The 13,704-nt window shown below is 36.2% G+C and carries 13 protein-coding genes; 1 reads left to right on the top strand and 12 read right to left on the bottom strand.

All coding sequences use genetic code 11. The features are described from left to right. Positions 1-203 precede the first annotated feature (203 nt). The 12 genes from KO521_RS16200 to KO521_RS16255 form a co-directional block, all read right to left on the bottom strand. Entirely contained in the window at positions 204-1,145 is a 942-nt protein-coding gene (locus KO521_RS16200) for a Gfo/Idh/MocA family protein (protein WP_215940956.1), read from the bottom strand. Further along, positions 1,146-2,240, bottom strand: a complete 1,095-nt coding sequence (locus KO521_RS16205; protein WP_215940957.1) for a DegT/DnrJ/EryC1/StrS family aminotransferase — start codon at positions 2,238-2,240, stop codon at positions 1,146-1,148. Between the two features lie 16 nt (positions 2,241-2,256). Then, entirely contained in the window at positions 2,257-2,838 is a 582-nt protein-coding gene (locus KO521_RS16210) for an acyltransferase (RefSeq protein WP_215940958.1), read from the bottom strand. A gap of 18 nt (positions 2,839-2,856) precedes the next feature. Next, complete coding sequence (gene rfbD / locus KO521_RS16215) at positions 2,857-3,633, bottom strand: dTDP-4-dehydrorhamnose reductase (protein WP_215940959.1); 777 nt, start codon at positions 3,631-3,633, stop codon at positions 2,857-2,859. Beyond that, positions 3,630-4,175: a dTDP-4-dehydrorhamnose 3,5-epimerase gene (gene rfbC, locus KO521_RS16220; RefSeq protein ID WP_215940960.1), complete on the bottom strand. Its 546-nt coding sequence runs from the start codon at positions 4,173-4,175 to the stop codon at positions 3,630-3,632. Before rfbC ends, rfbD begins: the two co-directional genes overlap by 4 nt. Before the next feature lie 19 nt (positions 4,176-4,194). After that, complete coding sequence (rfbA, locus tag KO521_RS16225) at positions 4,195-5,049, bottom strand: glucose-1-phosphate thymidylyltransferase RfbA (protein ID WP_215940961.1); 855 nt, start codon at positions 5,047-5,049, stop codon at positions 4,195-4,197. 4 nt (positions 5,050-5,053) lie between these two features. Next, positions 5,054-6,076 (bottom strand): dTDP-glucose 4,6-dehydratase, encoded by a 1,023-nt coding sequence (gene rfbB / locus KO521_RS16230; protein ID WP_215940962.1) that lies wholly within the window; start codon positions 6,074-6,076, stop codon positions 5,054-5,056. A gap of 10 nt (positions 6,077-6,086) precedes the next feature. Continuing rightward, positions 6,087-7,094 (bottom strand): hypothetical protein, encoded by a 1,008-nt coding sequence (locus KO521_RS16235; RefSeq protein WP_215940963.1) that lies wholly within the window; start codon positions 7,092-7,094, stop codon positions 6,087-6,089. Positions 7,095-7,098: 4 nt separating this feature from the next. Continuing rightward, entirely contained in the window at positions 7,099-8,784 is a 1,686-nt protein-coding gene (locus tag KO521_RS16240; protein WP_215940964.1) for a DUF6909 family protein, read from the bottom strand. A 181-nt stretch (positions 8,785-8,965) separates the two neighbouring features. Next, positions 8,966-10,015 carry a non-hydrolyzing UDP-N-acetylglucosamine 2-epimerase gene (wecB, locus tag KO521_RS16245; protein WP_215940965.1) on the bottom strand — a complete coding sequence of 350 codons (1,050 nt, stop codon included), beginning with the start codon at positions 10,013-10,015 and terminating at the stop codon, positions 8,966-8,968. Positions 10,016-10,596: 581 nt separating this feature from the next. Beyond that, on the bottom strand, positions 10,597-12,096 hold the full coding sequence (locus KO521_RS16250) for a GH3 family domain-containing protein (protein ID WP_215940966.1): 1,500 nt from the start codon (positions 12,094-12,096) through the stop codon (positions 10,597-10,599). Between the two features lie 71 nt (positions 12,097-12,167). After that, positions 12,168-13,034 carry a M23 family metallopeptidase gene (locus KO521_RS16255; protein WP_215940967.1) on the bottom strand — a complete coding sequence of 289 codons (867 nt, stop codon included), beginning with the start codon at positions 13,032-13,034 and terminating at the stop codon, positions 12,168-12,170. A gap of 196 nt (positions 13,035-13,230) precedes the next feature. Between KO521_RS16255 and tatA the strand changes: the two genes are divergently transcribed. Continuing rightward, entirely contained in the window at positions 13,231-13,413 is a 183-nt protein-coding gene (tatA, locus tag KO521_RS16260; RefSeq protein ID WP_215940968.1) for a twin-arginine translocase TatA/TatE family subunit, read from the top strand. Positions 13,414-13,704: the final 291 nt, after the last annotated feature.

A 13,704-nucleotide genomic window follows, 5' to 3' on the forward strand; every position in this document is an offset into this window, starting at 1 on the left:
GACTTAAACAAAACTACAATAAAATTACCTACGACCATTGGCCAATCTAAAATTCTAGTATAAATATTCTGTTATGAAAAGCATATAACCTGAGCTACTTTCGCAAAATATTTTGTGTTCCACCAGCTGCTGTTTTCATAAGATTGTCTTGAATAGTCGAAGGAATATTCTCCTTATCGCATTAGTTGTTTTAAAAACTAAACTCAACCATTCAAAAATTGATGATAATCCCCTTTTAACCCAACAGGCTTCGAATTACGGATATCATGAACGATTTGAATTGCTGTTCTTGCAGCATCAACTCCATAACCTTTTCCATCCAGAATATCTTTATAAACCATCGTGTGTAAATCTTTAAAACCTCCACTAAATTCCAACTCCTCTCCGTCAATAGTTATAGACCTAAAAGTAGTCTGACCTTTGTCTCTAATCTCTTGTGGCAGGTATTTAGAACTAATAGAAAGAAACCATCTAACTCTTGCATTCTCGAACTCTAAGTAGCCCGCTGCACGATCGTCTTCGTGAAGGTGAACTATATTTTCTTGTACATCGCCAAAAATCCAGGACAACATATCGTAGAAATGCACTCCTATATTAGTGGCAATCCCTCCAGACTTTGTTTTATCTCCTTTCCATGAAGTATGGTACCAATGCCCTCTTGAGGTTAGATAAGTAAGATCTACTTCAAACTTCGTATCTTTCTTAGCGTTCTTTACCTTTTCCCTAAGCGCAATAATACTTGGGTGTACCCTTAGTTGTAAAATATTATATATTTTCTTACCTGTCTTTTCCTCAACATGTTGCAATTTATCAACGTTCCATGGGTTAAGAACCAAAGGTTTTTCGCAAATAGCATCAGCTCCACTCCGCAACGCAAATCTAATATGTGCATCGTGCAAGTAATTTGGCGAACAGATACTTACAAAATCTAGATACGTATCTGTCTCGTATTTCAGTTTTTCTATATGACGATCAAAACGTTCAAATTCAACAAAAAAATCTGCATCCGGAAAATAGGAATCAATCACACCTACGCTATCACCTTTATCAAAAGCGGTCAATAAATTGTTTCCTGTATCTTTAATGGCCTTCATATGCCTAGGCGCTATATAGCCTGCTGCACCAATTAATGCGAAATTTTTCATCTATAAGTGTTTTATCAAATTTGAAGTTATATATTCTATTTCGTCGTTCGTTAAATATGGATTCATGGGAAGGCTCATTACCTCTGCGGCACAAGTTTCACTCACTGGAAAATCACCTTTTTTATGTCCCAAATAAGCAAAACACTCCTGTAAGTGCATAGGTATAGGATAATGAACTGCCGTAGGAACACCAGCTTCTTTTAGATGTGATTGAACCTGCTGCCTATTTTTAATCCTGATGGTATATTGTGCCCAGACCGATGTTCTATCTTCTTTCGTAAGAGGTGTAGGAACATGATTTTTTAACAATTGGGTGTACTTTATTGCTACATTCTGTCTTCGCTCAATATCTCTTTCATAATGCCGAAGTTTAATGTTTAGGATGGCAGCTTGAAGGTTGTCAAGTCTACCTCCCATTCCAATATATTTATGCGTGTAACGTTCTACCTGCCCGTGGACACGCATAGCCTTCATTTTATCATAAAGTTCTGCGTCTTGAGTAAAGACAGCTCCTCCATCGCCAAAACAACCCATTGGTTTTGCAGGAAAGAAACTAGTACAACCAATGGTTGATACCGAACAGCTCCGTTTTCCCTTATATAAGGCTCCAAAGCTTTGAGCTGCATCCTCTATTACCACTAAATTATGTTTGGCCGCAATAGTGTTAATCGCATCCATATCCGGCATTTGTCCATACAATGAAACCGGCATTATAGCCTTCGTTTTCTCGGTTATTGCATTTTCAATACGAGACGCATCAATATTGAAAGTTTCCTCTTCAATATCAACAAAAACAGGCTTAGCTCCTAAACAGGCTATTGTTTCTGCTGTTGCTATAAAGGTGAAAGGTGTCGTTATAATTTCATCTCCTGCGCGAATACCTAAAGCCATCAAGGCCAACAGTAGGGCATCAGTACCTGAAGATACCCCTAGAGCATAATTGCTTTTGACATAATTTTGCAAAGAAGCCTCAAATTCATCCGTTTCTTTACCCAAAATGTAGCGAGCAGAAGACATAACGTCCAAAGCTACTTTTTCAAATTCAGAACTATGTTCTTGATACGCCTTGGTCAAGTTTGCAAAATCGATTCTCATTAATTGTGGATGTTTTTTATTTCACACGGATAACCTCATGGTCCTCCAATTTATATTCTTGACCACTTTCAGGACATATGGCAAGATTATTTTTATTAAATTCAAGACGATGTCCGTATTCACCAACCCAACCTATTTGCCTACCAGGATTACCTACAACAAGCGCATAATTAGGAACTTCTTTGATTATCACAGACCCTGCACCGATTAAGCAGAATTTACCTAGGGCATTGCCACAAACAATGGTTGCATTAGCGCCTACTGAAGCACCCTGTTTAACAAGCGTCTCTTGATAGCTGTCACGACGAATAATGGCACTTCTTGGATTCATAATATTAGTAAATACCATTGAAGGGCCCAGAAAAACATCGTCTTCACAAACAACACCAGTATATATTGAGACATTATTCTGAACCTTTACATTGTTGCCCAAAACCACTTGCGGAGAGACAACTACGTTCTGACCAATATTACATCTTTCACCAATTTTACAATCGGACATAATATGTGAAAAATGCCATATTTTAGTTCCCTCCCTTATATCACAACCATCATCAATAACGGCAGTTTCATGTGCAAAAAAAGTATTAGAAGACATATTGAGTTATATGAGTTATTAGCTTTTTAAGACACTATATTTAGGCCTTCTAGCAAAAGTACAATAATTCTTCGCTTTCTCAAGTCGCACCTTATCCGACAGGTTATTTTCCCGAAGTATTTTTTCAGCAAAACCATACCAGCTTAGACTTTCTTCATCGGTAAAATGACGGATTCCATAGCCCTTACTTTCTCTTGCTACTAAATCCAACACATATTTAGCTAAATTTCCTGCATAAGTCGGACAACCAATCTGATCATCCGTCACATTAAGGTTGGCACCTTCTCTGGCCTTTTGAAGAATGGTTTTATAAAAGTTTTTTCCAAATTCCGAATACAACCAAGAAGTTCTTATAATGAAATATGCATCCATCGATTCTTGAATATGCTTCTCTCCCATCAACTTAGATGCTCCGTAAACGTTAATTGGATTAGTGGGGTCACTAACTACATACGGAGTTTCTTTTTCTCCATCAAAAACGTAATCTGTAGAAATATGAATCAGGACTGTTTGTTGCTCCTTACAAACTAACGCCAAATTATTGACGCCTTCCGAATTAACTTTAAAGGCCTTTTCAGGTTCTTTTTCCGAGTTTTCTACATTTGTATAGGCTGCGCAATTAATGCAGTAATTAAACGCTCTGTTTGAAAGCCTTTTTTCAATTGAGTTAATATCTGTGATATCTAAATCTATTGAACTCAAAAAAACAAAATTCAGTTGAGGATAATCAGAAGTCAATTTCTGAATGCTTTGCCCCAACTGACCGTTAGCTCCGGTTACGAGTACAGATTTCATTTGAAAAATTCTTTAAAAGTAGGAAGTTGATAATCCTTTTCGGAAATAATTGGGGTAGTAATTGGGCATTGCCAATCAATATTTAAATCCAAATCGTTATAGATTACACCGCTTTCCGAAGCCGAATTATAAAATGCATCACATTTGTACATAAACGTAGCCTCATCACTCAAAGTAACAAAACCGTGAGCCATACCTTTTGGTATGAAAATAGCGGTTCTATTTGCGCTAGAGAGTTTAAGCTTGTAATGTTTACCAAAAGTGGTGCTTTCTTTTCTTAAATCTACTATTACATCCAAAACCTCACCATGAACAACTTGCACCAATTTAGCTTGAGCATGAATGCCAGTTTGAAGGTGAAGCCCCCTAAGTACTCCTTTTTTGGATACCGAGATGTTATCTTGAACAAAATTTACCTGTACACCTATGGCTTCTTCAAATTTTTCCTGCTGATATGATTCAAAGAAAACTCCCCTATCATCTTCAAATAGTCTCGGTTGTATTATAAAACAACCTTTTAAACCGGTTTCCGTTATTTTCATGCTATTGTTTTCAGCTATTTTACAGCTCTAATAAATAGTTGCCATAACCACTTTTTACCAGTGGCTTGGCAAGGTTATGTAATTGTCCGCGAGAAATGTATCCCATGGTATACGCAACCTCTTCAATGGCACCCACTTTCAGACCTTGCCGCTCTTCAATAACCTCAACAAATTGTGATGCTTGCATTAAGGAACTGAATGTACCCGTATCCAACCAGGCAGTTCCACGGTCTAGAATACTTACCGTTAATTTATTATTCTCTAGATATACCTTGTTCACATCTGTTATTTCAAGTTCTCCTCGTGGACTGGGCTTAATACCTTTGGCAATTTCTACAACTTGGTTATCATAAAAATAAATTCCAGGAACGGCATAATTAGACTTCGGATTCTCTGGTTTTTCCTCTATAGAAATAGCTTTTCCTACTTCATCAAACTCCACTACGCCATAACGTTTTGGGTCCTGCACATGATAGCCATAAATGATTCCACCGTCAGGGTCATTATTCGCTTGAAGTAATTTTGCTAGACCAGAACCGTAAAATATGTTATCACCTAAAACTAAAGCAACTTTATCTTTTCCTATAAAATCTTCTCCAATAATAAAGGCTTCTGCTAACCCATTCGGGTTCTCTTGTACAGCATATTGAAAATTACAACCTAATTGAATGCCATTGCCTAATAATTTTTGAAAAAGAGGGATATCTTGCGGTGTGGTAATAATCAGTATTTCTTGGATACCAGCGGATAGAAGCGTAGCCAACGGGTAGTAAATCATCGGTTTATCATAAATAGGCATTAGCTGCTTGCTCACAGCTAAAGTAAGTGGATGTAAGCGAGTTCCCGACCCTCCAGCTAAGATGATTCCTTTCATTTTTTTAACTCTTCTGATATTTACTAAGATACCATGAAACTGTTTTTTTCAATCCCGCATCAAAATTGAACTGTGGTTTCCACCCCAATTCAGTTTTTATCTTATGTGCATCTATGGCATATCTAAAATCATGTCCTAAACGATCTTTAACAAACGTAATTTGTTCAGTATAACTACCATTTTCTTTAGGGTGGACCTGATCCAGAATGGTACAAATTGTTTTAGCAATTGAAATATTGTTATGCTCGTTGTCCCCACCTATAACATAGGTTTCACCGGCTTTACCCTTGGTAAAAGCAACATCAATGCCCATGCAATGGTCCAGGACATATAACCAATCCCTAACATTCTTTCCATCACCATAAATAGGAATATCTTCACCTGCGAGTGCCTTCCTAATAATAGTGGGAATAAGCTTCTCATCATGTTGCTTAGGACCGTAATTATTGGAGCAATTGCTAGTAACTACATTCAATCCATAGGTGTGAAAATAACTTCTCACCAAAAAATCAGATGAAGCTTTTGAAGCACTGTAAGGACTATTAGGTGCGTATGGCGTATTTTCATCAAAAAAACCCGATTCACCAAGACTACCATAAACCTCATCAGTTGAAATATGATGGAAACGAGACATCTCAAATCCTTGTTTTGGACTATTTGCTTCAATAAGCCAATGTTTTCTTGCTGCTTCAATTAACGTAAACGTTCCGTTAATATTGGTTTTTATAAATGCCTCTGGGCCTTCGATTGAATTATCTACATGAGATTCGGCGGCGAAGTGTATTACATCTGAAATCTGATATTCAATAAAAATAGATTTTACTAAATCTACGTCGCAAATATCTCCTTGCACAAATTTATACCGTTCATTATTTTTAACATCTTCTAAATGCTGGAGATTACCGGCATACGTGAGTTTGTCAAGGTTTATAATAAAAATATCTTGATGTTGCTCCAAGAAAAAGGGTATAAAATTACTCCCTATGAAACCAGCTCCACCAGTAATTAAAATATTTCTCTTGGGCATTATTATTGAGCTATAATTGTAATTCTTTAGCTTTTCTATTTAGATAGCGTATAAACGACACTATAAAGAACAAGACCACTAGAGACATGGGTATCAAGAAAAACTTATTATTGAAAAATGGCTTCTTGTACACTTGGGTTTTTCCCATATTAATCACACTAAGAATTTCAGTTTGGTCTGTAAGTTCTGATTTCTTTTCTTCGATTTCTTTCAGAAATCTGTTCTTTAGTGATAATAAACTTCCGATATTAAGAGCGCTTTCATTCTCCATATAAACTGAACCCGGAGCTCTCTCTGCGGTGTGGTTTGCAAGAGTTTTTGTATAATTATCAATAAGTTTGTCTATTTGAGATATAAGCAAGGTATTTTTATCTATTCGCATTTGGGCGTTTTCCCTTGTGGTCTTAATAATCCTATCAAAATACTCATTGTTGTTAATGTAGTTGAGTAGTTTTTTAGCTATAATATTCCCCTTATTGGCATCAATATATGTAAATGTTATTCGGTGCGCTATTATGCTTTTCTTGGTAAGTTCCGATCTCACAATATCCACAACAAAGCTTTCCTCTTTAAAATTTTCCAACAATTTTAAATATTGTAATTCCTGCTCTGTCTCTTCTTCTGTTTCCTCTGAATCTGTAATTGGTTGAATTTCAATTCGAAAACCTTTTAAGTCTTCTATTGAAATACCAACGCGCTTAAAAAAACTGGTATCCTTACTAGAGATATTAGATTGAATCTCATTAACAGCAGCATATATGTAATCTGTACTGTCAAAATTAGGACGAACAATGGTCTCTGCTTTTAGTTTTTTATTGCCCAAAGAGCTTAGAATGAAACTAATGATTATACCGAGAACAATAAGACCAATTAGTATAAAAACATTTTTTTTGAGATATACAAATACACTCAAGAAGGCTATTCCCAAACGGTTGAACCCCTTCGATATCATTTTAAACAACTGCCCTAAATCAATTTCATCAGAGGAGCTGGTGTTCGTTGGTTTGTTATCTGACATTAAACTATGAATTAAAAATTTGTTCTAATATTTTTTCAGTAATCAAATATGTTGGCTTAACTCCTGTTGTACCCAAACCTCCTGAAGCTAGGGTGCTACCAGTTTCTAACGGATTATCCGATGCGTAATAAGCGTAGCGCACTTTTATATCCTCTCGCACGCTCTTTCGTATTTTAGAAGCGGACTGTACTGCTTTTTGATAGTGAACTCCTTCCATTTCCAGACCAACTACGTTCCATGTAGATTGGTGAAAAAACTTCAAAACGTCCTTATTTTGAAGCGAAGTCCCTAAAACGGTAACCATGGTTCCCTCAAATACTTTTAGTCCGTGTCCTTTGAAGTCCTCTGCACACAATTCGTTCTCGAAAGGGTAGTTATCTGCAGTACCTTCAAAAATATGTGCTGAAGGAATCATTAAATCTCCTTTACCACCTTCAAGTATACCCGCTTTTCCCATAATTGAAATTGAAGCAACATCCAAAAAAACCGATTTATCTCCTTTCACCTTGTAGGGTTTTAAAAATTCATCAATAGTCTCATATGCCTGTTCTCCAAAAGCATAGTCCATAACAAAGATTACCGGCTTTTCTTCATCTGGCATCTCTTTGGGTAGTTGGTAACAACATGCCTTGGCCGCCATCTGAGCCGTATCAAATAATTGTACGTCTATATTCGTACCCGAAAGATCATCTATTGCAATCATTCCATTCTCGGTAGCTATCTTAGTTACTTTTGCCCGTAGTTCAACGTTTGAAGAAGAACTTAATGCCTCATATATTTTTAAAGATTCAGCACCGGAAAACTCTTTTGTTAATGCGTTCTTCGCAAAAAGTGAATTCATAACACTGTGCATATTTGCGCTAATGATATGAATGGGACGATGCAACAGTCCGTTTTTCTTTAAAACTTCCTTTATGGTATCTGCCCAACGTTCTCCGTGAATGTGGTGGCCTAGGCGTTCCCGAAGTAAGGCACTGAAGGTAATAGCTCTTTTCTCTCCGGTTATTTCTTCTTCGATTGCCAATTTACCCAACCAGTATACTATTTCTAGAAAGCGATCAGGTTGTTCTTCTGTAGAAAATTGCTCATGAACGGCCATAATTTCAATGAAAGACCGTCCTAGGATATTTGCCGTATGGATAACTGCAACTTCTCTTTCGGCTAATGTCAATTCATCTTTATTTACAGCTTCTTCTAACTTCGTCCAATCTCTAATAGTACGGTCTGTATCTTCAATCAATACCCTTTTACAGATTTTCTCAGATTCAATAAAAAGAAAAGTTAAGTGGGTAAGAATATCATAAATATCAGAACGCCCCCGAGTAATCTCGATGTTCATTTGCTCTTCATCTATACGATAGCAATTTCTACGACGTTTGGGTGGTACTATTGGATCAAAATGAGATTTACCATAACCCTCATCAGAGGTTAAATTGATAAAACGACATTGTTCAATACCTTTAGGCAGACGTTCCAGAACATAAATCAGTCCGCTAAGTTCTGCTTTTTCTTCAGCTATAGAACCATAAATTTCAGGTCTTAACTGCAAAAGCGCATTCTTCAATGATTCACCTGATACACCTGTAGGTTTATAAAAACCCCGGTTAAAAAGGTGTCGCATCGTTATATATAAACGCTCAATAGCATTAGTTGATTCTTGAGCTCGAGTAGTGGTGGTTGTATTGCCCATAAACAAATTTCAACCAAAATTACGATAATTTTTCCAGTAGTACGAATGCGATTTTTCCCTGATAAATTGCGTAATTTCTGATCAGCTCTTAGAAATAACAAAGGCCTCTATTGAGGCCTCTTTTCTTAACTTGCAACTAAGTGAGCTTTGAAATCGAATATAGGTCTGCTGAAAGCACGACCTAATTCAAAAATTGTAAAATACCACCTACCATTTTCGAAGCGCTATTTCCATCACCATATAAGGTGTCATTCCATGATTTCGGTGTTTTTTTAATCTCATCTTGTAATGTAGATAAATTATCAAACAACAGAATATTTGCGTCATCGATGAGTGTTTCTTTCCACTCTGTTTCTTTTCGAATCGTAACGCATTTCTTCTTAAGCCAGAAAGCTTCTTTCTGCATACCTCCACTATCGGTAATTAGCCCCTCCGAACCTTGTAAGTATCCTAAATTAGAAAAATAAGATTGTGGTTCTATAAAGTTGATATTTGAGTAGTCATCTAAATTTAACCTATAACTAGCTGCTAAATTCTTAGTTCTAGGATGCAGGGAGAAAATAACTTTTTTATCCAAGTGATTAAGAACATCTAAAATATACCCAAGCCTGTCTTTATTATCCGTATTGTAAGGCCTATGTATCGTGGTATAATAATAGTTTTTCTCTTTTGGTGTATGATTGCTCAACAAATTGTTTTTGGTTACGTATTGAACTAAATCCTTCATTATATCACCCACCTCAAACACACCTTGTTCAATACCCTCGCTCTTCAAGTTTTGCACAGCAATAGCACTAGGAACAAATAATAAATCTGAAATGTGATCTGTTAATACACGATTTACCTCTTCAGGCATTTTCTTATTAAAACTTCTTAAGCCTGCTTCAATATGAAATATGGGTATGTGCAGTTTTGATGCAACCAATGCGCCAGCCAAAGTTGAATTTGTATCTCCATAAATAACAACTCCATCTGGTGTTGCCCTGTTTATAATCTTTTCTATTTCAATCATCATTTTTCCAGTCTGCTCACCATGAGCTCCACTACCGACATGTAATGTATAGTTTGGCGTGCTCATTTTAAGTTGAGTGAAAAATACTTCGCTCATATTATCATCATAATGCTGACCGGTATGTATTGTTATAAGCTCAACTTTATCCTTACATGCCAATTCAAAAGGGAAATGCTTGATAAATTGGGGTCTAGCTCCAATTATAGCTACTATTTTCATGTTATTTTTTTTAAAGAAGGGTGGTAATCATCAATTACATCTACTGGTCTAAAATTATTTGCCTTAAATAAATTTTAAAAAATCAGTGAAAATCTCTGTATTTCTATCTTTTCAAATTCTATATGACCAGATGTTACGCTAAGTGCGAAATTTTTCATCTAGACTACTTAAACGTTTTCGAAACTAAATATTCTTTACATTTTTATCGTATGTATTTCGTCAATTCCCCTGATTAATTAGATGATAAGTCTTTTCCAAGAGAAAATCTCTATAAATTATGGAAGTATATGTATTTGGAGTTGTATTTTTTCCAAACTACGTTCAAATCTTGAGAGATTGGAGGAAACGTTAGGTAAGACGGGGTAACTAATAAATTTTATCACTTTTATTTCCGAACGCTTTCGTGACAAACCTGAAGGTTTTGGTTCCAGCACCTATAACACAATTATCATCTATTACTGCGCTTTCATGGGCAAAAAAGTTGTTGGTCTGCATATTTAAGGTATATGATAATTTTGTTTAGAAATACTTTTAAACTGATTTTATAATTGTTCGGCACAATAACAAAATACCAATTAGTATTAATTCTTTTTGAAAGAAGATAAACCATCTGCAACCTTTCGGTCATTGGCTAATCTTTGAACCTTATTCTGACCGCCCAATTTACCTATAGATTTCATATAGGCATTAAAACCGCCTTCAGTTATACTTGTTACTTTTAAAGTTTGAAGCACCTTGCCTTCAATTAAGTCAAAATAATAGCTATTTTGCTTTTGTAATGAACTGTCTAAAATACCTATAAATTTATCCATATCTGTTGGTTGGTTTTCAAACTCTACAAACCATTCATGATAAGGCAATTCATTTCCTTTTGGCGTAATTTGTGGTGCTACTGTAAATTCATTAATGCTTGCACCAGTTTCTTTAACAGCTAATTGCATGGCTTCTTCTACTTCCTTGGCAATTACATGTTCCCCAAAAGCTGATATAAAATGTTTGATACGTCCTGATACAATTACTTTATAAGGCCTTAAGGAAATAAACTGAACGGTATCTCCCAAGTTGTACGCCCACAGTCCGGCATCTGTAGAGATGATCATTACGTAGTTTACATTAAGCTCTACGTCCCTGATTGTTAGGCGCTTTGGATTCTCATCAAAAAACTCATCCGCCTTCACAAATTCATAGAAAATTCCCGAATTCAATAAGAGAAGCATTCCATTATCTTTCTGGGAATCTTGATACGCAAAGAAGCCTTCACTCGCCGGAAATAGCTCTATACTATCTACTTTCCTACCAATTAACCCTTCAAATTTGGCGCGGTAAGGTTCATAGTTCACTCCCCCGTAAATAAATAGTTGAAAATTCTTGAACAAATCACCAACCTTTTTGCCGGACCTATCTTCTAATTTTTCAAAATACATTTGTACCCAAGAGGGTATGCCTGCGATAACGGTCATGTCCTCATTCATAGTCTCATCAACGATGGTATTGACCTTGGTTTCCCAATCTTCAATACAATTGGTTTCCCAGCTTGGCAATCGATTTTTTTGTAAATAGTTTGGTACGTAATGGGCCGATATTCCTGAAAGACGACCCAGTTTGACGCCATTTTTTTCAGTCAACTCCGGACTCCCTTGCAGAAAAATCATCCGACCGGTTACAAAATCCGCATTTCCCGTTTCATCAATGTAATTTAAAATAGCATTCCGCGATGCGTTTACCTGGTGTTTTATAGAAGTGTCGGTAATTGGAATGTACTTTGCCCCAGAGGTTGTTCCAGAAGTTTTTGCAAAATAAATTGGCTTTCCTGGCCAAAGAATATCTTCTTTTCCTGCAACCACTTCTTCCACATATGGTTTCAAAGCTTCATAGTCTCTAATAGGGACTCTTTTTATAAAATCCTCATGAGATTGTATCTTTTTAAACTCGTGATCCTTCCCAAATTTTGTAGTGCTAGCTTTTTCAATTAGTTGTAAAAATACCTTATCCTGCGCAACTATGGGATTATCTCTCCATTTTGCAGTTTGTTTCGCAATACGTTTCGCAAATATTTTGGCTGCTAGTGATTTGATTGACATAGAAAAATCAGATATCGGTTTAAAGTAAGAGTGTGATTTCCATTTTTGAAATCAGTAATTGAATATGCCGGTTAAAAGTCAATATAGTCCAACGGGTTTACGGCATTTCCATTACTCCACAGCTCAAAGTGGAGGTGAGGCCCGGTTGTAAATTCGCCAGTATTCCCAACTGATGCAATTACTTCGCCAGCCCTTACCACGTCACCCTGTTTTTTGTTCAGTGATCCATTGTGTTTATAAACGCTCAACAGCCCATCTTTGTGTTCAAGAATAATTACATATCCTGTATCTGCAGTCCATTCAGAAAAGATAACAGTACCATTGGCAACTGCCTTTATAGGCGTGTCTTTAGGCGCTGTGACATCTACCGCATAATGCCTGTTATCTGCATCGTAACTATTGGATATTTCACCGTTCAATGGAGGAAAAAGCTCAATTTCTGCAGCTGTGGCACTTCTTTCAAAAAGATTGTATTTATCCTCTAAAGCAACCTCAGCCCTCAGGAGTGAGTCTTCTTTTGTAGGCGTTAAGTCCACACTAGAAGGGTCTATTTTAAACTGCTCTCTCAGTGAATCAAGATTTATCTCTTGAGACGCTACATCACCGCGCAGCACCATTCGTATGCTCTCTAAATACTTATTGGTATTATTTAAGGAAGCCACCAATGAATCGGTCTTGTAGGTGAGGTCTGTTGCTTGCTTTTTGAGTTTTGTACTGGAATAACCGGGTATATATTCACGCAAAGGGGTAAAAGCAATAAGTAATGTTGTTAAAGCAATAAGTCCAATAATGCAAAATGAGCCGGTAACAAAAACATTAAGGCGGCTTAACTTAAAAGAGATTTTCTCTTCAAAAGTAGATTCATTAAGAATAACCAAACGATACTTGTGAAGCAGTTTGCGTTTAATTTCCTTTCTTTTTTTGACTTTTTTCGCCATGCAGCAAATATAATGGATGGAATCGGATTCTTATGCCGATGTTCTAAATTAATGATTCTTGCAAATACCATGGTAGTGCAATCACAACATTTAAGAAAAGCAGCCAAAATCTGTTAAAATAATTAGCTTGCATTTACATTTAAGGTTAATCAAGTTACTTTTTTGTTATCTTTGAATCTGTTCAAAAAATGAAAATATGACAACTTTACAGATATTTTTAGCGATAGGGCCATGGCAAATTGGAATCGTAGTTTTGGTGGTTCTTTTATTGTTCGGAGGAAAAAAGATTCCCGAATTGATGCGTGGACTTGGAAGTGGTATCAAAGAATTTAAGGATGCCTCTAAAGAAGACGATACATTAGAAGAGAAAAAGGATTAAGTTTTTTTCTAGCTTTTATAATCTATAACCCTTTGACTTTCATCAAAGGGTTTTTTATTCTTCAAAATAATACTTTTTGGTATATTCTATTTGTCGGACATATCGTACAGATTGTTCTTCGCCTGAGACTCAAATTCCTTGGGCATAATTACGCTAACATCATTCTTCTCGGTATTCACTTCTATAAACCCGTATTTCACAACAAAAAGCATTAGTTACGTAACCTTCACCCGAAATTTACGTTATCAAAAGAATAGTATTAAGGTATAATACAGTGCTATTATTTGCTGA

Source organism: Zobellia uliginosa (assembly GCF_018860745.1).
Taxonomy (GTDB): Bacteria; Bacteroidota; Bacteroidia; order Flavobacteriales; family Flavobacteriaceae; genus Zobellia; species Zobellia uliginosa_B.

Coding starts and splice junctions, on each gene's coding strand:
- KO521_RS16200 (WP_215940956.1), bottom strand. CDS start 1,145: ATGAAAAATTTCGCATTAATTGGTGCAGCAGGCTATATAGCGCCTAGG.
- rfbA (WP_215940961.1), bottom strand. CDS start 5,049: ATGAAAGGAATCATCTTAGCTGGAGGGTCGGGAACTCGCTTACATCCA.
- KO521_RS16255 (WP_215940967.1), bottom strand. CDS start 13,034: ATGGCGAAAAAAGTCAAAAAAAGAAAGGAAATTAAACGCAAACTGCTT.
- KO521_RS16250 (WP_215940966.1), bottom strand. CDS start 12,096: ATGTCAATCAAATCACTAGCAGCCAAAATATTTGCGAAACGTATTGCG.
- KO521_RS16240 (WP_215940964.1), bottom strand. CDS start 8,784: ATGGGCAATACAACCACCACTACTCGAGCTCAAGAATCAACTAATGCT.
- tatA (WP_215940968.1), top strand. CDS start 13,231: ATGACAACTTTACAGATATTTTTAGCGATAGGGCCATGGCAAATTGGA.
- rfbD (WP_215940959.1), bottom strand. CDS start 3,633: ATGAAATCTGTACTCGTAACCGGAGCTAACGGTCAGTTGGGGCAAAGC.
- wecB (WP_215940965.1), bottom strand. CDS start 10,015: ATGAAAATAGTAGCTATAATTGGAGCTAGACCCCAATTTATCAAGCAT.
- rfbB (WP_215940962.1), bottom strand. CDS start 6,076: ATGCCCAAGAGAAATATTTTAATTACTGGTGGAGCTGGTTTCATAGGG.
- KO521_RS16205 (WP_215940957.1), bottom strand. CDS start 2,240: ATGAGAATCGATTTTGCAAACTTGACCAAGGCGTATCAAGAACATAGT.
- KO521_RS16235 (WP_215940963.1), bottom strand. CDS start 7,094: ATGTCAGATAACAAACCAACGAACACCAGCTCCTCTGATGAAATTGAT.
- rfbC (WP_215940960.1), bottom strand. CDS start 4,175: ATGAAAATAACGGAAACCGGTTTAAAAGGTTGTTTTATAATACAACCG.
- KO521_RS16210 (WP_215940958.1), bottom strand. CDS start 2,838: ATGTCTTCTAATACTTTTTTTGCACATGAAACTGCCGTTATTGATGAT.